This is a genomic window from Clostridium sp. ZBS15, from assembly GCF_023845705.1.
In the GTDB taxonomy this organism is placed as follows: Bacteria; Bacillota; Clostridia; order Clostridiales; family Clostridiaceae; genus Clostridium; species Clostridium aquiflavi.
This window is the reverse complement of record NZ_JAMQHY010000010.1, coordinates 88937-110336: the sequence shown is the minus strand read 5'-3', so window position 1 is coordinate 110336 and position 21400 is coordinate 88937. Positions and strand designations below refer to the sequence as shown.

The following is a 21400-nucleotide window of genomic DNA, read 5'->3' as shown; positions in this document are numbered from 1 at the left end:
TTTTTATTCTGTGAGCCTTTTATGAGAAATGATGAAATTTCTTAATTTTAAAAAGTTTATAATATATAAGAACAAAAAGCCTTTTAGTTGATATTTATTTAAAATTTTATTACGTTGATATTTACGTGTCTTTAAGATAAAATTATTACAAATAAGGAGTGTTGTTTATGAAGAAGAAAACTAGAGAAAAGCTAAAAATTTTTATGGCTATTTTTATTATTTTAATTTTTATTATAGGATTATTACCAGCAGTATTTTTATAAGGAGTGGTGTACTTGTTTTTAAAATCCCTAGATATAAGAGGATTTAAGTCCTTTGCAGATAAGACAGAATTAAAATTCAACGATGGAGTAACTGCAGTAGTAGGCCCAAATGGTAGTGGGAAAAGTAACATTTCTGATGCTGTTAGATGGGTTTTAGGCGAACAAAGCGTTAAAACTCTTAGGGGCGGAAAAATGGAGGATGTAATCTTTGCAGGAACTCAATATAGAAAGCCTGTAGGATTAGCTCAAGTGTCTTTAACTTTAGATAATAGTGATGAAAAATTGTCAACAGAGTATAATGAGGTCACTGTGTCAAGGAGAATATTTAGATCTGGGGAATCTGAGTATTTAATAAATAACAAAAAATGTAGGCTTAAAGATGTGATAAATCTTTTCATGGATACAGGCATAGGTAAAGAAGGATACTCATTAATAGGACAAGGAAAGATAGAATCTATATTAAGTGGAAGACCAGAAGAGAGAAGAGCACTTTTAGAAGAAGCAGCAGGTATAGTTAAATTTAAAAGTAGAAAAGAAGAGGCAGAAAAAAAGTTAGCTAATACAGATAGTAATTTGGTTAGAATACGAGACATAATATCTACATATAGTGATCGTATAGAACCATTGAGAATAGATAGAGAAAAGGCTTTGAAATTTAATTTAATTTCTGAAGATTTAAGGAAGAACGAAGTTTCATTATTAGTTAAGTATATAAAAATAAAAGAAGAAGAGTTAAAAGAATTTGATAATGAATTAGAAAATAAGACTACGTTTATTAATGAAAAAAAAAGAGAATTAAATTCACTTAAAGAAGAATTGAAATTTTTAGAAGAGAATATTAATTTATTAGAAAAAGAAACAGAACAAGATAAAACTGCTTATTATAAATTAAAAGAATTAATTAGTGAAAATTCTAAGGATATAGAGTTAAATAAGGAAAGAATTAAAAATTTGAAAGAAAAAATTTCAAAGAACGATGAAGAAATAGAAATTGTAATATTAAAGATTAAAGAATTAGAAGAAGCTAAAACTAATTTAAATAGTTATTTGGAAAATTATTTGAAAGATCAAAAGGAAAAAAATGAAGCTATTATTAGTCTAGAAAAAATAAAATTAACTCTTTCAAAAAAACAAGATGATATGGAAAAAGAGCTTTCTAAACTTAAAGAAGATGAATTTGAATTATTAAGAAGTAATTCTGAAACAAAGAACTCTATAACTTTAATAAATAAAGAAATTTTATTAAAAGAAGAGAAAAAATCTGAATTAGAAAAATCATATGAATTTATAAAGCATAACGTAGCTATAAATGGAGTTACTTATCAAAACTTATTAAATAAGATAATTAATGATAAAAAAGAGATAGGTTCATTAGAAGAAGAAATAAGTAAAGATAAAAGTTCTATGACTTCATTGATGACTAAATTAACTAATAAGCAAAAAGAATTAACTAATTTAAATAATTTGGTAACTAAGTTAGAGGCTAATAAAAACATATTAGAAAATTTAGAAAAACAATATGAGGGTTATAATAAATCTGTTAAGTATTTAATGGAAGCTATTAATAAAGGATTAATTAATAGTGTTAAAAATACTAAAATTCTTGGTGAAGTTTTTAAAGTTGATAAGAAATACGAGATAGCAATAGAGATATCGTTAGGTTCAATAATTTCTAATATTATTACTGAAAATGAAGAAAATGCTAAAAAATTAATAAAATATTTAAAAGAACATCATTTAGGTAGAGCAACATTTTTACCTTTAAATATAATAAAAGGTAAAAAGCTGATTTTAGATAATAGTATTACTAAAATTGAAGGATATCTTGGTATTGCTAGTGAAATTGTTTCTTATGAATCAACATATACAAATATATTGGATCATGTACTAGGTAGAACAATAATAGCAAAAGATATGAATTCAGCATTGCAGATAGCTAAAAAGGGGAATTACAGGTATAAAATAGTTACATTAGAGGGAGAAGTTATAAGCCCTGGAGGTGCACTTACTGGAGGAAGTATATATACTAAACACAGCAATGTATTAGGAAGAAAAAGGGAAATTGAAGAGATATTATTAAAAATTGATACAACTAAAAAAAGTTGTGTTATTGTAGAAAAAGAAATTTTAAAAGTAAGAGAAGACGTAAAAAAATTAGATGAGGAAATATTAAATAAAAGAGATGAGGTTCACTATAAAAATATTGAAATAACTAAAAAACAAGGTGAAGCTGAGAGATTAAAAAATGATACTAATAAATTTAAAGATAATCTAGAGATAACTAAAAACGAATTCCAAAGAGTTGAAAAAGATATAGATAAATTAAATTCTGATCTTGAAAACAAAAAGTCTGAAATTAAAGTTATCGAAGATAAAAATACATTCAATAAAGATAGATATTTAAAATTAGAAAAATCTATTAAAGAAAAGAATAACGAGATAGATGAGAATACAAATAAGATTACGGAAATAAAAATTAATAAGGCAACATTAGATGAAACTATTCAAAATGAAAAAAATCAATTTATTAGATTAGAAAAAGAATTAAATGAATTAAGAGTGAAAGAAAAAGCGCTTTTAATTGAAAATAATAATAGTAATGAAAATCTTATAAATTTAGAAAATGATATAAAAAGTAAATTGACTGCTACTAATGAAAATAATGTTAAAATAGAGGCGCTAGAAAAACAGTTAAAATATAAGGAATTAGAAAAAGAAAAATTAAAAGAAAGTTCTTTAAAACAAGATAACTTAATAACTAATATGTTTGAGATGATAAATTTAAAGGAACGAGATATAAATAAACAAGAAGTTATTAAAGCTAAAAAAGAGATTGAAAAAGATAATTATTATAAAAAATTAAATGAAGAATTAGAATTGACATATGTAGAAGCTTTAGATATAGCAGAAGAAATTGAAAATGAAGAAGAAATTAAAGAATTAACTAAGAAATTAAAGATGCAAATAACAGCTCTTGGGACAGTAAATTTAGCATCTATTCAAGAATATGAAGAAGTTAAAGAAAAATTTGATTTTATGTCTTCGCAAGAAAAAGATTTAGAATGTGCTAAAGAAGAATTAAATTCTGTAATTCACGAAATGACTATTAAAATAAAAGATTTATTTAAAGAAAATTTTAAAATGTTAAATATAACTTTTAATGAAACTTTTAGAGAGTTATTTAAGGGTGGTAGTGCTGAATTAATTTTGTGTGATGGTGATGAATTAACTGCGAACATTGATATAAATGTTGAACCACCAGGTAAAAAGCTTCAAAACATAAACTTGCTATCAGGAGGAGAAAAAGTTTTATCTGCTATAGCATTACTATTCTCAATATTAAAGATGAAGCCAACACCATTTTGTATATTAGATGAAATAGAAGCTGCATTAGATGATGCAAATGTATATAGATATGCAGAATTCTTAACTAAATTTTCTAAAAATACTCAATTCATAGTTATAACTCATAGAAAGGGTACCATGGAAGTAAGTGATGTAATTTATGGTGTTACTATGGAGGAAAAAGGTGTATCTAAAGTTGTATCAGTAGATTTAACTGCCAGCTAAGGTTGCTTAATAAAAGATAGTGTTTTTGCTTAAAAGAATGTTTTTATATAAAACTTTAAACTTATTATTTATAAATTCAAATCATTATTATATACTTAAGAAGTGATTAATTTATAATTATAAGGGTGGAAATATTACAGATGTTATTAGATAATAGAAATATATAAACTTAAAATTTTAGGAGGAATTAAATTTGTTTGGAAATTTATTTAATAAACTAAAAGATGGATTAACTAAGACAAGAGATGGACTAACTGATAAAATAAATGAAGCTTTAAAAATAGCTATAACAATAGATGAAGATTTATATGAGGAATTAGAAGAAATATTAATAACATCTGATATAGGTATGGATACTACAATGGATATTATTGAGAGATTAAGAAAAAAAATTCGTAAAGAAAAGATTAATGATCCTCAAGAAGTGAAACCTGCATTAAAAGAAGTCATAAAGGAAATATTATTAGAAGGCAATTATGAAGATAATGATGATGAAAAGAAAGTAATGCTTGTAATTGGAGTTAATGGAGTTGGAAAAACTACATCTATTGGTAAGCTTGCGGCAAAAAATAAGAGAGATGGCAAAAAAGTATTACTTATTGCTGCAGATACATTTAGAGCAGCAGCAATAGATCAATTAGAAGTGTGGAGTAGAAGAGCAGAGGTTGATTTGATAAAACATCAAGAAGGATCAGATCCCGCAGCGGTTGTATTTGATGCTATAGAAGCATCTAAGGCAAGAAATACTGACTTATTAATATGTGATACAGCAGGAAGACTTCATAATAAGAAAAATTTAATGAATGAATTAGAAAAAATTAATAGAATTATTGACAGAGAGTTAGATGGAGTTAAAAAAGAAACTTTATTAGTATTAGATGCTACAACAGGTCAAAATGCAGTAATACAAGCAAAGCAATTTATGGAGGTATGTCCTATTGATGGAATAATCCTAACTAAATTAGATGGTACTGCAAAGGGGGGCGTTGTAATTTCAATAAAACAAAGTTTAAATATACCTGTTAGATATATAGGTGTTGGAGAAGGTATTGATGATCTTCAAGAATTTGATGCTGAAAGTTTTGCAGAGGCAATAATTTAATAATAAAATAAAAAAAATATGACTGTTAAGTAAAAATACTTGACAGCTATATAAAATCCTGTTAAAATCTCTTTTGTGGGTAAGGTGATCTTATGGAAGACCGAGTTGAAATTTCAATGTTAATGGATTTATACAGTTCATTATTAACAGAGAAACAACGTAGCGTTATGGCATTATATTATGATGATGATTTGTCATTAGCTGAAATAGCAGAATTAAACAAAACAAGTCGTCAAGCAATTCATGATTTAATAAAAAGATGCGATAAACAGCTTCTATCATATGAAAGTAAGCTTAACTTACTTCAAAAGAGTATGAGAAGAGAAAAATATATTATGAATTTTTTAGAAGAACTAAAAGAGAAGTATTCTGTTAGTGATAAAGATTACTTAATGTTTAAAGAAAAACTAGAAAATTTATAGGGAGGTAATTAAACATGGCTTTTGAAGGTTTAGGCGAAAAATTACAGGAGACTTTCAGAAAGTTAAAAGGTAAAGGAAAGTTAACTGAAAAAGATATAAAGGAAGCCATGAGAGAAGTAAAGCTTGCCTTATTAGAAGCAGATGTTAACTATAAAGTTGTTAAAGGATTTATCTCAACTGTTAGTTCAAAATGTGTTGGGAATGAAGTTCTTGAAAGCTTAACGCCAGGACAACAAGTTATAAAAATAGTTAACGAAGAACTTACTAATCTTATGGGTGGAAGTGAGAGTAAAATAAATTACTCTAGCTCAGGAACAACAGTAATTATGTTAGTAGGTCTGCAAGGAGCCGGTAAAACTACAATGTGTGGTAAACTTGCACTTGAACTTAGGAAAAACAATAAGAAACCATTATTAGTTGCATGTGATGTTTACAGACCAGCAGCTATAAAACAATTAGAGATTGTTGGAAAGCAAATTGAAATTCCGGTATTTTCAATGGGGGATAAAGTTAATCCTGTTGATATTGCAAAGGCTGGAATAGCTCATGGAAAAGATAATGGGAATAATATTATAATAATAGATACAGCAGGAAGACTTCATATTGATGAAGCTTTAATGCAAGAACTTCAAGATATAAAAGAAAATGTTAATCCATCTGAAATACTTTTAGTTGTTGACTCAATGACAGGTCAAGATGCAGTAAATGTTGCAGAAAGTTTTAATAAGGACTTAGATGTAACAGGTGTAATACTTACCAAACTAGATGGTGATACAAGAGGTGGAGCAGCTCTTTCAATAAGAAGCATCACTGAAAAGCCAATAAAGTATATAGGTACTGGCGAAAAACTAAGTGATTTTGAAGTATTCCATCCTGATAGAATGTCATCAAGAATTCTTGGTATGGGAGATGTATTGTCTCTTATAGAAAAAGCTCAATCAGCTATTGATGAAAAAGAAGCAGCTGATTTAGGTAAAAGAATGTTAAATCAAGAATTTAATTTTAATGATTATTTAACAGCTATAGAGCAAATGAAAAAACTTGGACCTCTAAATAAAATTTTAGAAATGATTCCAGGAATGAATTCTAAAGAATTTCAAAATGTAGATTTATCTAAAGGTGAAGATGCAATTAACAAAACAAAATCTGTTATTCATTCTATGACAGAAAAAGAAAGAAATAATCCTCATTTACTTACATCAGGTAATACTGCAAGCTCAAGAAAAAAAAGAATTGCAAGAGGAGCAGGTACAACAATACAAGAAGTTAATAAACTTGTAAAAAGTTATGATATGATGAAGAAAAATATGAAGCAAATGAAGTCGCTTCAAAAGCAGTCTAAAAAAGGTTTGTTTGGAAAACTACCTTTTTAAATAAATAATATCTTTTGAAGGAGGTGAAATTAAAATGGCAGTTAAAATTAGATTAAGAAGAATGGGAGCTAAAAAAGCACCTTTCTATAGAATAGTTGTTGCTGATTCAAGAAGCCCAAGAGATGGTAGATTCATCGAAGAAATTGGTTACTACAATCCAATAACTGAACCAGCTGAAGTTAAAATCAATGAAGAAAAAGCTAATAAATGGTTACAAGATGGTGCACAACCAACAGATGTAGTTAAGAAGCTTTTCACTCAAGCAGGTCTTAGCAAGTAATTTTGTGGAGGTGAGTTCTATAATTAGTACATATTAATTATAGAGGTTTATGAAAGAATTAGTTGAGTTTATAGCTAAATCTCTAGTTGATAATCCAGAAGCCGTTAGTATCAATGAAATTATTGGTGAACAATCAATAATCTTAGAGCTAAAAGTAGCTCCTGAAGATATGGGTAGAGTTATCGGCAAACAAGGGAGAATAGCCAAAGCAATTAGAACTGTTGTAAAAGCCGTAGCCATTAAACAAAATAAACGAGTTATAGTAGAAATCATTTAAAAAAAAAGAGTTAGGGTTACACCTAACTCTTTTTAAATATTTAAAATAAAATATTATGTAAAGGATGTGAATTTTTTGGAAGAGATATTTAAAGTAGGGCAGATCATAAATACTCATGGAATTAAAGGTGAAGTAAAAGTATATCCATTAACTGAGGATGTTAATAAGTTTAAAAAATTAAAAAACGTTTTAATTGATGGAAAAGAAAGAAATATACAAAGTGTTAAATTCCAAAAAGATAGAGTTATTTTAAAAATAGAAGGAATAGACACTATGAATGATGCTGAAACTTATAAACAAAAATATATTGAGATATTTAGAAGCAGTGCTCCTGCATTAGAGGCAGACACTCATTATGTTGTTGATTTAGTAGGTTGTATGGTATATGACACTGATAATATGGAACTTGGAAAAATATTTGATGTTATTAGTACGCCAAGCAATGATGTATATTGGATAAAGGAACCTAAAGAATTATTAATTCCTGTTTTAAAAGATATTGTTTTAAATATTGATATAGATAATAAAAAAATAGTAATAAAACCAGTTAGGCAGTGGCAAGATGAAGATTAGTATACTTACTCTTTTTCCGGAAATGTTTTCAATTTTTAATCATAGTATAATTGGTAGAGCTCAGGAAAATAATATAGTAGAATTAGAATTATTTAATATACGTGATTATACGTTAGATAAACATAAAAAGGTAGATGATTATCCTTATGGTGGAGGCGCTGGAATGGTCATGGCACCTCAACCAATTATAGATACTATAAGAAAAGCTAAGGAAAGTAATAACGGTAAAGTAGTTTTCTTAGGACCTAGAGGGAAAACATTTAATCAAAAAATGGCAATGAATCTTTCAAAAGAAGAAAATTTGATATTTTTATGCGGGCATTATGAAGGAATAGATGAACGTGTATATAAGCATATTGATATGGAAGTATCATTAGGTGATTTTATTCTTACAGGAGGAGAAATGGCGGCAATTCCAGTGATAGATGCTATTTTACGATTGATACCAGGGGTACTGGGAAAAGAAGAAAGTTTTATGGATGAATCTTTTTCTGATGATTTATTAGAATATCCTCAATATACTAGGCCATATGAGTTTGAGGGGGAGTATGTTCCAGAAATACTTTTATCAGGCCATCATGAGAACATAAGAAAATGGAGAAGATTACAATCTTTGGACCTAACTAAAGAGAGAAGACCTGATTTATATAAAAATGTTATTTTAACAAAAGAAGATAAAAAACTTTTGGGAAGAAAAAACAAATAAAATTTATTGAAACAAATAAAAAAATATGTTATGATTAAAAACGTGCTAGTACGGGCGTTCCTCTGTCATGCATATATATTTTGTTAAGAACGTCAAATTATCTTTAAGGAGGGAATGCACAATGAACGAAATAATAAGAGCTATTGAAGCTGAACAATTAAGAACTGACCTACCAAACTTTAAAATTGGTGACAATGTAAAAGTTTATGTTAAGGTTACAGAAGGTACAAGAGAAAGAGTACAAATGTTTGAAGGTACTGTAATTAAGAAACAAAACGGTGGATTAAGAGAAACTTTCACTGTAAGAAGAGTTGCTTATGGATGCGGTGTTGAAAGAACATTCCCAATGCATGCACCAATAATCGAAAAGATTGAAATCTCAAGAAGAGGTAAAGTAAGAAGAGCTAAACTTTACTACTTAAGAGATAGAGTTGGTAAGGCTGCAAAGGTTAAAGAATTATTAACTAGATAATTAGATTAAAAGGTGGACTGATTCAGTCCTCTTTTTTTCTATAATAAATTAATTAGAAGCTTAAGCTTCTTTTCTTTTAATATAGAAAAAAAGAAGCGTAAGGAGGAAATGAAATGGCAATTAACTGGTTTCCAGGACATATGAAAAAAACTCAAAGAGAAATAAAAGAAAATTTAAAATTAGTAGATGCGGTTATTGAAATAAGAGATGCTAGAATACCAAGAAGTTCTGCTAATCCGGATATAGATAGTTTATTACAAGGTAAGCCAAGAATAATACTTTTAAATAAAAGTGATTTAACAGAAGGCAAAGTAACAAAAGAATGGATTAAACATTTAACTAAAGATGATGTTAAAGTATTAGAGGTGAATTGTTTAAAAGGAGACGGATTAAAAGCAATAAAACCAATGCTATTATCTTTACTTAAAGAAAAACATGATAGATTAAGAGCAAAGGGAATGGTAAATATAACAACTAGAGTTATGGTTGTTGGAATTCCTAATGTTGGTAAGTCTACATTTATAAATAAAATGGCTAGAAATAGTATTGCTAAAACAGGAGATAAACCAGGAGTTACTAAAAGCAAGCAATGGATAAAAACATCAATAGGCATAGAACTTTTAGATACACCAGGTGTATTATGGCCTAGATTTGAAGATGAAGAAACAGCATTAAATTTAGCTTTTACAGGTGCTATAAAAGATGAAATAATGGATATAGAAGAACTTTCATATAAGCTTGTTGAAAGATTACAAAGCTTTTATAAAGATAATTTAAAGGAAAGATATAAAATAGATGAAGTTTCTGAAGATCCATTAGAAACTTTAAATGCAATAGCTAAAAAAAGAGGTACATTAGTTTCAGGCGGAGAAATTAATTACAATAGAATAGCTGTTATACTATTAGATGAATTTAGAGCTGGAAGAATAGGAAAAATTTCATTAGAACGTCCAGGTAAAATAAATGAATAGTTTACTTGATTTAGATATAGATAAATTATCATATAAAATTATAAAAGAAAAAACTTCAGAAATATCAATTTCAGATAGCTATAAGTCTGAAGAATTAAAGATGATAATTAATAAATTATTAGATGATAAAAGAAAAAATGTATCATCTTTAGGAAAGAGCATGCAAAAACACTTGGATTCATATATAAAAGAAATGTATAGAGTAAAATCTATGTATGACTTTGATAAATCTTTTGGAAAGTTCAAATATATAGCAGGTGTTGATGAAGTTGGAAGAGGACCATTAGCAGGACCTATTGTAGCATGTGCAGTGATTTTAGATCTAAATGTTATTGATGAAGATTTAATATTATATTTAAATGATTCTAAAAAATTAAATTATACAAAAAGAGAAGAATTATCAGAAATAATTAAAGAAAAAGCATTGGCATATCATATATCTCTTTCATCAAACAAAGAAATAGATGAAAGAGGAATAGCATTTGCTAATAATAATGTTTTTTTAGATTCGTGCAATAATTTAAGCGTAAGACCAGAATTAGTATTATCAGATGGATACTTAGTAAAGAATATAGATATAGCTAATAAATTTGTAATAAAGGGCGATACTAAAAGTGCAAGTATTGCAGCTGCATCTATATTGGCAAAAGTATACAGAGATAATATGATGAAGGAATATTCAATTAAATATCCACATTATGATTTTGAAAATAATATGGGTTATGGAACTCAAAAACATATAAATGGATTAAAAAAATATGGAAAATGTGAAATACATAGAAATAGTTTTTTAAATAATATATTATGACAAATACCTTGTAAAATAATGGGGCAATTATTTTACAAGGTATTTTTAAGTTCTAAAAGCATCTTTTATATGATTAATCTTATAAGATGAATCAAGTTTATTAAGATATACTTCTATAACATCAAAACGTACATTAAAATTGTAAAGTTTTTTATAATTTATATAGGATTTTGTAACTTTTATAATGTTTTTTTGTTTGTTTATAGATACGGATTCTCTTGGAACTCCAAATTCATAATTATATCTACCTTTAACTTCTATTATTATTAATATAGAATTTTTTATGCATATAATATCTATTTCTCCTAGAAAATTTTTAAAGTTACATTCAAGTATTTTAAAATTATTATTTATTAGGTAATTACATGATAATTTTTCACAATAAGTTCCGATGTCTTTATTAAATTTTTTCATTAATATAAGCTCCTTAAATATATAAATTTTTATTAAATGTAATATAAAAATTATGTTAAGAATAATAATATACAAAATATAGTAAAGATTATTGACATGAATTAAAAAAATAAATCATTTTTATTAAAAGGATTAATAAAAGTTTATATGTCTATAATGTTAATGGGTGATTTAATATGTCTATAAAAATAATAAGTGCCACACAAAATGGCTTAGAAGGATTATTAATAGAAGTAGAAGTTGATATATCAAAAGGCTTACCATCATTTTCTATTGTTGGTCTTGCAGATACTTCTGTTAAAGAATCTAAAGAGCGTGTGAGATCAGCAATTTTAAATAGCGGATATGATTTTCCGCTAGGAAGAATAACTATTAATCTAGCACCAGCAGATACAAGAAAGATAGGATCTCTTTTAGATTTGCCTATAGCATTAGGAATACTTATGGCATCTAATCAAATAGAATGCAATAAAGTAAACGATTATATTATTTTTGGAGAATTATCGTTATCAGGAGAATTAAAAGCAGTAAAAGGAAGTATACCTATAATAATTGAAGGAATAAAAGAAAGAAAAAATAAGTTTATATTTCCTTATGAAAATTTAGAAGAGAGTTATTATTTCGATGAAGGCGAATATTATCCATTTAGAAGTTTGAAAGAAGTAATATCATATGTCACATACAAAGACTTATTACCGTGCAGAATTTCTAAAAGTGATATTGAAAGAAAAGATATTTTAGAGAGTTTGGATTTTGGTGAAATAATAGGACAATACTCATCAAAGAGAGCCCTGGAGATTTCAGCGGCAGGAAAACATAATATTTTATTATATGGAGAACCAGGATGTGGTAAAACAATGCTTGCTAAAGCTATAACATCAATATTACCGCCACTATCTAAAAAAGAATTATTAGAAATAGCTAAAATATATAGTGCATCTGGTCTTATGGAAAAAAATACTTTGATAAATCGTCCTTTTAGATCTCCACATCATACTACAACTAAAAGTGCTTTGATTGGAGGAGGAAAAGAAGTAAAGGCTGGAGAAGTAACTTTAGCGCATAATGGAGTGCTTTTTCTTGATGAGGTATTAGAGTTCAAAAAGGATGCTTTAGAATCATTAAGAGAGCCATTAGAAGAAAAAGAAATAAATATAGACAGAATCAGTGGGAACTATACAATGCCAGCCAACTTTTTACTTATTGGAGCATTTAATCCTATGGAAGAAAAAGATGAAAGTATATTAGAAGGTGGTTTATATTCTAGGTATAATGCAAAAAAATATTTTAGAAAATTTTCTACTGCTTTATTAGATAGAATGGATATCTTAAATTTTGTGCCAAGACTTAAATATGATGATATTGAAAAGAGAAAGGATTCATACAATTCTAAAGTTATGAAAGAAAAAGTTCTTAAAGCTAGAGAGATTCAAGAAGAAAGATTTAAAAATACAAGATATAAATATAATTCAGATATAAAAGGAAAAGATATATTTGATATATGCAAGATGAGTAAAGGATGTAGTGATATTTTAAAGCATTATTATAATACATCTAGTGTATCAATGAGAGGATATAGTAAAGTTATTAAATTAGCACAAACAATAGCAGATATAGATTGCAGTAAGGAAATTTTAGAGCAACATATAATTGAAGCGTTTAATTATAGAAGAAATATAGATGGAGAGATTATATAGTAAATATAAGGAGAATCTAAATGTTAAACTATGAATTATGGTTTATATTATTAGATATAAGCAATAAGGAAAAAATGAATTTGATAGATGAGTATGAAACAGAAGAAAATATATATAACAATTTTGAAAATATATTAAAAAGAAATAAAAAATTACAAAAAAAACTTGGAAATTTTGAAAAGAATGATTTGGTTTATGAAATTATATCTGTAAACAATAAATTAAATAAAGAAGGTATAGGATATATAACATACTCTAATCCTTTATACAAAGAGAGATTGAAGCAACTTTCACCAGCACCATGTTATTTATTTTATAAAGGAAATATTGATTTGATAAATGGTAAATCTATAGCTATTGTAGGAGCAAGAAAATGTTCAAATTATGCATTAGCAGTAACAAAGCTCTTGACAAAGGAGATTATTACTAATAATATAACGCTTATAAGTGGTGGTGCAAGAGGTGTGGATTCCATAGCTCATAAATGTGCTTTAGAAAATGGAGGAAAAACTATTATAGTTTTAGGATGTGGTATAGATGTTGTATATCCATCAGAAAATAAAGGTCTATTTTCAAAAGCCATTGAAGATGGGTTGATTATTTCAGAATTTCCATTAGGAACTAAACCTCTAAAGCATAATTTCCCATTAAGAAATAGAATAATAAGTGGTTTAAGTGATGTTGTTATAGTTGCAGAAGCAAGTGAAAAAAGTGGATCATTAATAACTGCTAGAATAGCTCAAGAACAAAACAAAGATGTATTGGTTGTGCCTGGTTCTATTTTATATGAAGGAGCAAAAGGTTCTAATATGTTGATCAAAGATGGATGTGATGTTTTAAGTAGTAAAGAGGATTTAAACAAATTCTTTAATACAAATCACATAAATATTGAAACGATGAAAATTAGACCAGAAAAAAGAGAAATATTAGATATGATTACAGATGCACCAATTCATATAGATGACATATTTAAGAATAGTTGTGTTGACAGAGGGGCTTTATATGCGTTATTATTTGAAATGCAAATAAAGAATGAGATAATTTGCCTTCCTGGTAATTACTATATAAAAATAATTTAAAACAAATTTAGGGGGTGAGTACTTCATAAAATTTTTTATGAAGTTATAAATATGGGTCAAAAACTTGTAATCGTTGAGTCGCCAGCAAAAGCAAAAACAATTGGTAAATATTTAGGGAAAAATTACATTGTAGAAGCTTCTATGGGTCATGTAAGAGATTTACCTAAAAGCAAATTAGGTGTTGATATAGAGAATAATTATACACCCAAGTATATAACAATCAGAGGTAAGGGTGAATTATTAGATAAGTTAAAAAAAGCAGCTAAAAAATCTGATAAAATATATTTGGCAACTGACCCCGACCGTGAGGGAGAAGCTATATCATGGCATTTAGCTAATATTTTAAAGATACCTGAAAATGAAAAATGCAGAATAGTTTTTAATGAAATTACTAAAACTGCAGTAAAGGGTGCTATAAAACAAGCTAGAAGTATAGATTTAGATTTAGTTGATGCTCAGCAGGCTAGAAGAATATTAGATAGACTTGTTGGATATGAGATAAGCCCAATTTTATGGAAAAATGTAAAATGGGGTCTTAGTGCAGGTAGAGTTCAATCAGCAGCATTAAAATTAATTTGTGATAGAGAAGAAGAAATAAAAGCATTCATACCTAAAGAATATTGGTCTGTTGATTGTGTATTAAGAAAAGATAGAAAGAAATTCCCAATAAGACTTTCAACTTATAAGAGTAAAAAAATTGAAGTTAACACAGAAGAAGAAGCTAATAAAATAAAACAAGAACTTGAAAATGATAAGTTTATTATAAAGGCTATAAAAAAAGGTAATAAGGTTAAAAATCCATTACCACCATTTACAACAAGTACACTTCAACAAGATGCTAGCAAAAAGTTGAATTTTATGACTAAGAGAACTATGTCAATTGCACAGGCTCTTTATGAAGGTATAGAAATTAAGGGATATGGAACTGTTGGTTTAATTACTTATATGAGAACAGATTCTATGAGAATATCTCAAGAAGCTCAAGAAAATGCAAAAACATTTATTGAAAATACTTATGGTAAAGAGTATTTGCCAAGTGCTCCTAGAATATATAAAGGAAAGAAAAATATTCAAGATGCGCATGAAGCTATTAGACCTACATACGTAGAAATTACACCAGAAGTAGCAAAAGAAAATTTAACTTCAGAACAATATAAACTATATTCATTAATTTGGAATAGATTTGTAGCAAGTCAAATGTCATCATGTGTACTTAATACAAATTCTATAGATATACTAAATGGAGAATATAAATTTAAAGCATCAGGATCAACAATAAATTTTGATGGATTCATGAAAATATACGAGTATTTAAATGAAGATGATGAAAAGTCTGTTACATTACCTGTTTTAGAAGAAGGGGAAGAATTAAAAGCTGTATCTATAGATGAAAAACAACATTTTACACAGCCTCAACCAAGATATACAGAAGCATCTTTTGTTAAATTGCTAGAAGAAAAAGGAATAGGAAGACCTAGTACGTATGTACCAACAATATCTACATTAGTTGGCAGGTCATATGTTATTCGTGAAAAGAAAAACTTAATTCCAACAGAACTAGGATTTATAGTAAACAATATAGTTAGTGAATACTTTACTCAAATAGTGGATGCAGATTTTACAGCTGATATGGAGAAAAAGCTTGATAATGTTGAAGAAGGAAGTGAAAGTTGGACTAAAATAGTAGAAGAATTCTTCACACCTCTAAAGGTAGCAATAGAAAAAGCCGAAAAAGAAATATCAAAGGTTGTAATAGAAGATAAAGTTAGTGATGTTAAGTGTGATAAATGTGGTCGCATGATGGTAATAAAAAGAGGACGATATGGTGAGTTCTTAGCATGCCCTGGATACCCAGAATGTAAGAATGCTAAACCTATAGTAGAAGAATTAGATGTACCATGTCCTGAATGCGGAAAAACTATAGTTGTTAAGAAAAGCAAAAGAGGAAAGAAATTCTTTGGATGTTCAGGATATCCAGAATGTACTTTTGTTAGTTGGTATGAACCAGTAAAGGAAAAATGTCCCAAATGTGATTCTTATATGGTACTTAAATATTCAAAAACTAAAGGAAAATATATCAAGTGTTCTAATGGAGAGTGTGATTATACTAAAGAACTTAAAGAAGATAAAAGTGAATAATTTTAATTATGAATTTTAACAGTTCTATTGTGTCGAAATAAAAAAAATACTGTTGTAAAGCACTAGTTTATATGTTAGACTAAAATCAACAAGACATGAGAGAAAATTCATTAAATTAAGAATTTTCTAAAAAAAGATTATATTCTGTTTGTATAATCAGAGATTATTGTGAGGTTAACAAGGAGGATAAGAAATGTCATCTCTATTAAATAAAACAAGAAGACTAAATAAAATCTTGCAAAAGACAGGGACTGAGCCAGTTGCTTTTCAAGATATATGTACACTTTTAAGCGAAGTTCTTGAATGTAATGCTTATATAGTAAGCAAAAGAGGTAAAGTTTTAGGATATACTTTTTCTCCAGGCTTTGAATGTGAAGCTATGAAAAAGAAAGTTATAGAAGATAAAAAATTTCCGGAAGATTATAATCTTACCCTTTTAGAAAGTAATGAAACATTAGCAAACTTATATAATCAAGGTAGATGTGTATTTGCAGAAATTGGTGATTGTAAGGCAAAAGATAAAATTTCAACTATAATACCAATAATAGGTAGTAGAGAAAGATTAGGTACATTAATATTAGCTAGATTTGGAAAAGAATTTACTGATGATGATTTAGTTTTAGTTGAGTATAGTGCAACAATAGTTGGAATGGAAATGCTTAGAGCGATGCAAGAAGATTTAGCAGAACAAACTAGGAAAAAAGCTGTTGTTCAATTAGCTATAGGAACTCTTTCTTATTCTGAATTAGAAGCAGTAGAACATATTTTTGAAGAATTAAATGGAAATGAAGGCTTATTAGTTGCTTCTAAAATTGCTGATAAAGTAGGAATAACTAGAAGTGTTATAGTAAATGCTTTAAGAAAATTTGAAAGTGCTGGTGTTATTGAATCTAGATCGTTAGGCATGAAAGGTACTTATATTAGGGTATTAAACGAAAAATTGTTAGATGAATTGAAAAAAATAAAATAGTAGTTTTATTTCAAAATTAGACGAGCTATAAATAGAAGAAACCAAGAAATTTGGTTTCTTCTATTTATTTTTAGAGAAAAAGTAATTTTTTTGTTGATAGGTTAAATACCTTATGTTATACTGTTTAAGGTAACAAAATACACACATCATCCAATTTGTAAATTAGGTGCCCTATTAAGGGATTATTTGCAAGAAGAAGATGATGGAGGTAAAAACCAAGGAGGTAACAAAATGTCAGTAATATCAATGAAACAATTATTAGAAGCAGGTGTACACTTTGGACACCAAACAAGAAGATGGAACCCTAAGATGGCTCCTTACATTTTCACAGAAAGAAATGGTATATATATCATAGACCTTCAAAAAACAGTTAGAAAAGCTGAAGAAGCTTATAACTTCATTAAAGAAGTAGCTACAGAAGGAAAAGATATATTATTCGTTGGAACAAAGAAACAAGCTCAAGAAGCTATCAAAGATGAAGCAATAAGAAGCAGCATGCACTTTGTAAACAATAGATGGTTAGGTGGAATGTTAACAAACTTCTCTACTATCAAGAAAAGAATAAGAAGACTTTCTGAAATAGAAACAATGCAAGAAGATGGAACATTTGATGTTCTTCCAAAGAAGGAAGTTATCAAATTAAAGGGTGAATTAGAAAAATTAGAAAAAAATCTTGGTGGTATCAAAAACTTAGATTGTGACAACATAGGTGCTATGTTCGTAGTTGATCCAAGAAAAGAAAAGAATGCTATATCAGAAGCTAAGATTCTTGGAATCCCTGTAGTTGCTATAGTAGATACTAACTGTGATCCAGAAGAAGTTGATTACGTAATTCCTGGTAATGATGATGCTATAAGAGCTGTTAAATTAATAACTGCTAAAATGGCTGATGCTATCATGGAAGGAAGACAAGGCGAAGAATTAGCTGAATAGTTTATATATACTATTTTAATAGAAGACAAAACAATTTTGTTTTGTCTTCTAACTTAGAAGCCATAATTATTAAAAATTCAATACTTTATATTAAGTTTTTAATAATTCTTCTAAATAGTTAATTTATTATGAATATAATAGATTAATAAAATGCAATATATAATCGAGGAGGAATTTAATAATGATATCTGCAAAATCAGTTAAAGAATTAAGAGAAAGAACTGGCGCAGGAATGATGGACTGCAAAAAAGCATTAACAGAAACAGATGGTGACATCGAAAAAGCTGTTGAAGTATTAAGAGAAAAAGGACTTGCGGCTGCAGCTAAGAAATCAGGAAGAGTTGCTGCTGAAGGTTTAGTTAAAACATATATTTCAGAAGATAAAAAGAGCGGAGCTATCGTTGAACTTAACTGTGAAACAGATTTCGTTGCAGCAAATGAAGATTTCATTGCTTTTGCTGAAGCTTTAGCTAAAATAGCAACATCAACAAATGTTACAACAGTAGAAGAATTTGTTAATGAAAAATTTGACGGAGAAGCTACAATACAAGAAGCTTTAACAGGATTAATCGCTAGACTTGGTGAAAACATGACTGTTAGAAGATTTGTTAAATTTGCAGTAGATAATGGAGTAGTTAAAAGCTATATCCATGGTGGTGGAAGAATTGGTGTTTTAGTAGAAGTAGCTTGTGATGTAGAGTCACCAGCTGTTGAAGAAGTTGCAAAAGAACTTTGTATGCAAATAGCTGCTGCAAACCCATTATTCTTATCTAAAGAAGAAGTTGATCAAGATTCTATAGAAAAAGAAAAAGAAATCTATAGAGTTCAAGCTTTAAATGAAGGAAAGCCAGAAAAGATAGTTGAAAAGATGGTTATGGGAAGAATCCAAAAGTACTACAAAGAAGTTTGTCTTCTTGAACAACTTTGGGTTAAAGATGGCGATAAGACTATAACTAAGTTTATAGATGAAAAAGCTAAAGAAGCTGGTTCTGCAATCAAAGTAAATAGATTCGTAAGATTCGAAAGAGGCGAAGGAATCGAAAAAGTTGAAGAAAACTTTGCAGAAGAAGTTGCTAAACAATTAGGAAAATAGTAAAATATAAAAAACTAAAGAGGACACTCTGTGTTCTCTTTTTTTAAAGAAAATAATAGAATATAAGGCATTGTTTTCTTCTAATGCCACATTTAGGAGGTAGTTTTAAATGACAAATTGTAAATATAAAAGAGTAATTTTAAAACTTTCAGGTGAAGCTTTAGCTGGAGTAAGTGGTTTTGGACTTGACTTTAATGTAGCTAAAAGAATAGCTCTAGAAATTAAAGAACTAGTTGATATGGGAGTAGAAGTTGGAACAGTTGTAGGTGGAGGAAATATCTGGCGTGGAAGAAGCGGCGAAGGTATGGATAGAACAACAGCTGATTACATGGGAATGATGGCTACTTGTATAAATGCATTAGCACTACAAGATTCTTTAGAACAAGTAGGCGTAAAAACTAGAGTTCAAACTGCTATAGAAATGAAAGAAGTTGCAGAACCTTTTATTAGAAGAAGAGCAATGAGACACTTAGAAAAAGGCAGAGTTGTTATTTTTGCAGCAGGAACAGGAAATCCATATTTCTCAACTGATACTACTGCAGCTTTAAGAGCAGCAGAAATAGAAGCAGAAGTAATACTTCTAGCAAAAAAAGTTGATGGAGTTTATGATAAAGATCCTATGAAGTTTCCAGAAGCAAAAAAATATGATACACTATCATATATAGATGTTTTAGATCAAGGATTACAAGTTATGGATTCTACAGCAACTTCATTATGCATGGATAATAATATTCCAATACTTGTATTTGGTTTAGATGAGCCAGGTAATATTAAAAGAGCAATAACTGGCGAAAATATCGGAACATTAGTAACTAAAAAATAGGAGGATAATCATGATTAAGGACATCATTAAGAATGCAGAAGAAAAAATGCAAAAAACTGTAACTGTATTAAAATCAGAGTTAGGAACTATGAAAGCAGGAAGAGCTAATCCAAGTATGCTTGATAAAATTCAAATCGATTATTATGGAAGCATGTGCCCATTATCACAAGCAGCAAATATTTCTTCACCTGAACCAAGAGTATTAATGATAACACCTTGGGAAAAGCAATTATTAAAAGAAATTGAAAAAGCGATTTTAAAATCGGACTTAGGTTTAAATCCTTCAAATGATGGTTCAATAATAAGATTAGTTATTCCAGAATTAACAGAAGAAACAAGAAAAGATCTTGTTAAAAAAGTTAAAAAAACTGGAGAAGAATCTAAAGTAGCAATTAGATCAATTAGAAGAGATGCTAATGATAAAATTAAAGCATTAAAGAAAGATGGAGACGTATCTGAAGACCAAATTAAAAAAGGCGAAGATGATGTTCAAAAGAAGACAGATGCTATTATAAAAGATATAGACAAGATAATAGTTGATAAAGAAAAAGAGATTCTAGCTATTTAATCTCAAAACCTGCTATTTAGCAGGTTTTTTTCCTTAATTTGTTCATTTAATTGATATTTAAGCTGATTTATATTATAAACAGAGAGAGGGGATGGGAAATTTGTTAAGTATATTTAAGTCAAAAAAAGATTCGACAAATGAAGTTGTACTAGATATGAATAAAATACCGCAGCACATTGCAATAATAATGGATGGAAACGGTCGTTGGGCTAAAAAAAGAAAATTACCAAGAAGTATGGGACATAAAGCAGGCGTTGAAACAATAAGAAAAATTGTAAAAGAGTCTAAAAGATTAGGAATAAAATATTTAACTTTATATGCTTTCTCAACTGAAAATTGGAAAAGACCTAAAGAAGAAGTAGGTGCATTAATGCAGCTATTAGTAGTTTATCTTAAGCGAGAAGTTGCAGAACTTAACAAAAATGGTGTTAAAATCAATGTATTGGGTGATATGTTAAAATTCCCAGCAGAATGTAAGGAAGAATTAAATAAAGCTATAGAAATAACAAATAATAATACTGAAATAAATTTAAATCTGGCACTAAATTATGGTGGTAGAGATGAATTAGTTAGAGCTATGAAATTAATTATAGATGATTTAGAAGACGATAAAATAAAAAAAGAAGATATTAGTGAAGATTTGATATCAAATTACATATATACTAAAGGAATGCCTGACCCAGATTTGATTATTAGACCTTCTGGTGAACAAAGAATTAGTAACTTTTTATTATGGCAATGTGCTTATTCAGAATTTTGGTATTCAGATATAGCTTGGCCAGATTTTAAAGAAGAAGATTTACAAAAAGCCATATTGGACTATCAAAATAGAGATAGAAGATTTGGTGGAGTAAAGTAAAGGGGTGA

The 21400-nt window shown here is 28.1% G+C and carries 22 protein-coding genes; 21 read left to right on the top strand and 1 reads right to left on the bottom strand.

Annotated elements, in window-relative coordinates; translation table 11 throughout:
* The first annotated feature begins 167 nt into the window (after nucleotides 1–167).
* The 12 genes from NG904_RS05400 (at nucleotide 168) to rnhB (ending at nucleotide 10817) form a co-directional block, all read left to right on the top strand.
* Nucleotides 168–263, top strand: coding sequence for a hypothetical protein (locus tag NG904_RS05400; protein WP_017826126.1), 96 nt, complete (start codon nucleotides 168–170; stop codon nucleotides 261–263).
* Nucleotides 264–275: 12 nt separating this feature from the next.
* Nucleotides 276–3833, top strand: a complete 3558-nt coding sequence (gene smc / locus NG904_RS05395; RefSeq protein ID WP_252230340.1) for a chromosome segregation protein SMC — start codon at nucleotides 276–278, stop codon at nucleotides 3831–3833.
* A 193-nt stretch (nucleotides 3834–4026) separates the two neighbouring features.
* Complete coding sequence (ftsY, locus tag NG904_RS05390) at nucleotides 4027–4935, top strand: signal recognition particle-docking protein FtsY (protein ID WP_252212877.1); 909 nt, start codon at nucleotides 4027–4029, stop codon at nucleotides 4933–4935.
* Between the two features lie 92 nt (nucleotides 4936–5027).
* Entirely contained in the window at nucleotides 5028–5357 is a 330-nt protein-coding gene (locus NG904_RS05385; RefSeq protein WP_252226267.1) for a putative DNA-binding protein, read from the top strand.
* A 14-nt stretch (nucleotides 5358–5371) separates the two neighbouring features.
* Nucleotides 5372–6730 (top strand): signal recognition particle protein, encoded by a 1359-nt coding sequence (gene ffh, locus NG904_RS05380; protein ID WP_252212875.1) that lies wholly within the window; start codon nucleotides 5372–5374, stop codon nucleotides 6728–6730.
* Nucleotides 6731–6764: 34 nt separating this feature from the next.
* A complete protein-coding gene (rpsP, locus tag NG904_RS05375) occupies nucleotides 6765–7010 on the top strand; it encodes a 30S ribosomal protein S16 (protein ID WP_252212874.1) in 246 nt (81 codons plus the stop codon).
* Between the two features lie 49 nt (nucleotides 7011–7059).
* Nucleotides 7060–7287, top strand: a complete 228-nt coding sequence (locus NG904_RS05370; protein WP_003371032.1) for a KH domain-containing protein — start codon at nucleotides 7060–7062, stop codon at nucleotides 7285–7287.
* A 75-nt stretch (nucleotides 7288–7362) separates the two neighbouring features.
* Nucleotides 7363–7860, top strand: coding sequence for a ribosome maturation factor RimM (rimM, locus tag NG904_RS05365; protein ID WP_252212873.1), 498 nt, complete (start codon nucleotides 7363–7365; stop codon nucleotides 7858–7860).
* Nucleotides 7850–8566 (top strand): tRNA (guanosine(37)-N1)-methyltransferase TrmD, encoded by a 717-nt coding sequence (trmD, locus tag NG904_RS05360; RefSeq protein WP_252230337.1) that lies wholly within the window; start codon nucleotides 7850–7852, stop codon nucleotides 8564–8566. The genes rimM and trmD overlap by 11 nt, the downstream gene beginning before the upstream one ends.
* Nucleotides 8567–8687: 121 nt before the next feature.
* Entirely contained in the window at nucleotides 8688–9038 is a 351-nt protein-coding gene (gene rplS / locus NG904_RS05355) for a 50S ribosomal protein L19 (protein ID WP_003371296.1), read from the top strand.
* Nucleotides 9039–9151: 113 nt separating this feature from the next.
* Complete coding sequence (gene ylqF, locus NG904_RS05350) at nucleotides 9152–10009, top strand: ribosome biogenesis GTPase YlqF (protein ID WP_012424674.1); 858 nt, start codon at nucleotides 9152–9154, stop codon at nucleotides 10007–10009.
* Complete coding sequence (rnhB, locus tag NG904_RS05345; RefSeq protein WP_252230335.1) at nucleotides 10002–10817, top strand: ribonuclease HII; 816 nt, start codon at nucleotides 10002–10004, stop codon at nucleotides 10815–10817. The genes ylqF and rnhB overlap by 8 nt, the downstream gene beginning before the upstream one ends.
* 45 nt (nucleotides 10818–10862) lie before the next feature.
* On the opposite strand, the gene NG904_RS05340 is transcribed toward rnhB, so the two are convergent.
* A complete protein-coding gene (locus NG904_RS05340) occupies nucleotides 10863–11231 on the bottom strand; it encodes a YraN family protein (RefSeq protein ID WP_252230333.1) in 369 nt (122 codons plus the stop codon).
* A gap of 176 nt (nucleotides 11232–11407) precedes the next feature.
* On the opposite strand from NG904_RS05340, the gene NG904_RS05335 reads away from it, so the two are divergent.
* The 9 genes from NG904_RS05335 (at nucleotide 11408) to uppS (ending at nucleotide 21392) form a co-directional block, all read left to right on the top strand.
* Nucleotides 11408–12928, top strand: coding sequence for a YifB family Mg chelatase-like AAA ATPase (locus NG904_RS05335; protein WP_252230331.1), 1521 nt, complete (start codon nucleotides 11408–11410; stop codon nucleotides 12926–12928).
* Nucleotides 12929–12948: 20 nt separating this feature from the next.
* Nucleotides 12949–14007, top strand: a complete 1059-nt coding sequence (gene dprA / locus NG904_RS05330) for a DNA-processing protein DprA (RefSeq protein ID WP_252212868.1) — start codon at nucleotides 12949–12951, stop codon at nucleotides 14005–14007.
* 51 nt (nucleotides 14008–14058) lie between these two features.
* Entirely contained in the window at nucleotides 14059–16146 is a 2088-nt protein-coding gene (gene topA, locus NG904_RS05325) for a type I DNA topoisomerase (protein WP_252230329.1), read from the top strand.
* Between the two features lie 193 nt (nucleotides 16147–16339).
* Complete coding sequence (gene codY / locus NG904_RS05320; protein WP_252212866.1) at nucleotides 16340–17116, top strand: GTP-sensing pleiotropic transcriptional regulator CodY; 777 nt, start codon at nucleotides 16340–16342, stop codon at nucleotides 17114–17116.
* Between the two features lie 231 nt (nucleotides 17117–17347).
* Nucleotides 17348–18049, top strand: coding sequence for a 30S ribosomal protein S2 (gene rpsB, locus NG904_RS05315; protein ID WP_252212865.1), 702 nt, complete (start codon nucleotides 17348–17350; stop codon nucleotides 18047–18049).
* Between the two features lie 181 nt (nucleotides 18050–18230).
* Nucleotides 18231–19142, top strand: a complete 912-nt coding sequence (gene tsf / locus NG904_RS05310; protein ID WP_252212864.1) for a translation elongation factor Ts — start codon at nucleotides 18231–18233, stop codon at nucleotides 19140–19142.
* A gap of 109 nt (nucleotides 19143–19251) precedes the next feature.
* The gene (pyrH, locus tag NG904_RS05305) at nucleotides 19252–19965 is read left to right on the top strand and encodes a UMP kinase (RefSeq protein ID WP_012425060.1); all 714 of its coding nucleotides are present in this window, start codon (nucleotides 19252–19254) and stop codon (nucleotides 19963–19965) included.
* A gap of 10 nt (nucleotides 19966–19975) precedes the next feature.
* Nucleotides 19976–20533, top strand: coding sequence for a ribosome recycling factor (gene frr / locus NG904_RS05300; RefSeq protein WP_252212863.1), 558 nt, complete (start codon nucleotides 19976–19978; stop codon nucleotides 20531–20533).
* Between the two features lie 100 nt (nucleotides 20534–20633).
* Nucleotides 20634–21392, top strand: a complete 759-nt coding sequence (gene uppS, locus NG904_RS05295) for an undecaprenyl pyrophosphate synthase (RefSeq protein ID WP_286673995.1) — start codon at nucleotides 20634–20636, stop codon at nucleotides 21390–21392.
* The last annotated feature ends 8 nt before the right edge of the window (nucleotides 21393–21400 follow it).

Bases quoted from the DNA above. Each gene is read 5' to 3' on its own strand.
- frr (WP_252212863.1), top strand. From the start codon at position 19,976: ATGATTAAGGACATCATTAAGAATGCAGAAGAAAAAATGCAAAAAACT.
- NG904_RS05385 (WP_252226267.1), top strand. From the start codon at position 5,028: ATGGAAGACCGAGTTGAAATTTCAATGTTAATGGATTTATACAGTTCA.
- tsf (WP_252212864.1), top strand. From the start codon at position 18,231: ATGATATCTGCAAAATCAGTTAAAGAATTAAGAGAAAGAACTGGCGCA.
- topA (WP_252230329.1), top strand. From the start codon at position 14,059: ATGGGTCAAAAACTTGTAATCGTTGAGTCGCCAGCAAAAGCAAAAACA.
- NG904_RS05340 (WP_252230333.1), bottom strand. From the start codon at position 11,231: ATGAAAAAATTTAATAAAGACATCGGAACTTATTGTGAAAAATTATCA.
- rpsP (WP_252212874.1), top strand. From the start codon at position 6,765: ATGGCAGTTAAAATTAGATTAAGAAGAATGGGAGCTAAAAAAGCACCT.
- codY (WP_252212866.1), top strand. From the start codon at position 16,340: ATGTCATCTCTATTAAATAAAACAAGAAGACTAAATAAAATCTTGCAA.
- trmD (WP_252230337.1), top strand. From the start codon at position 7,850: ATGAAGATTAGTATACTTACTCTTTTTCCGGAAATGTTTTCAATTTTT.
- rnhB (WP_252230335.1), top strand. From the start codon at position 10,002: ATGAATAGTTTACTTGATTTAGATATAGATAAATTATCATATAAAATT.
- NG904_RS05400 (WP_017826126.1), top strand. From the start codon at position 168: ATGAAGAAGAAAACTAGAGAAAAGCTAAAAATTTTTATGGCTATTTTT.
- ffh (WP_252212875.1), top strand. From the start codon at position 5,372: ATGGCTTTTGAAGGTTTAGGCGAAAAATTACAGGAGACTTTCAGAAAG.
- NG904_RS05370 (WP_003371032.1), top strand. From the start codon at position 7,060: ATGAAAGAATTAGTTGAGTTTATAGCTAAATCTCTAGTTGATAATCCA.
- dprA (WP_252212868.1), top strand. From the start codon at position 12,949: ATGTTAAACTATGAATTATGGTTTATATTATTAGATATAAGCAATAAG.
- ylqF (WP_012424674.1), top strand. From the start codon at position 9,152: ATGGCAATTAACTGGTTTCCAGGACATATGAAAAAAACTCAAAGAGAA.
- rplS (WP_003371296.1), top strand. From the start codon at position 8,688: ATGAACGAAATAATAAGAGCTATTGAAGCTGAACAATTAAGAACTGAC.
- rpsB (WP_252212865.1), top strand. From the start codon at position 17,348: ATGTCAGTAATATCAATGAAACAATTATTAGAAGCAGGTGTACACTTT.
- pyrH (WP_012425060.1), top strand. From the start codon at position 19,252: ATGACAAATTGTAAATATAAAAGAGTAATTTTAAAACTTTCAGGTGAA.
- NG904_RS05335 (WP_252230331.1), top strand. From the start codon at position 11,408: ATGTCTATAAAAATAATAAGTGCCACACAAAATGGCTTAGAAGGATTA.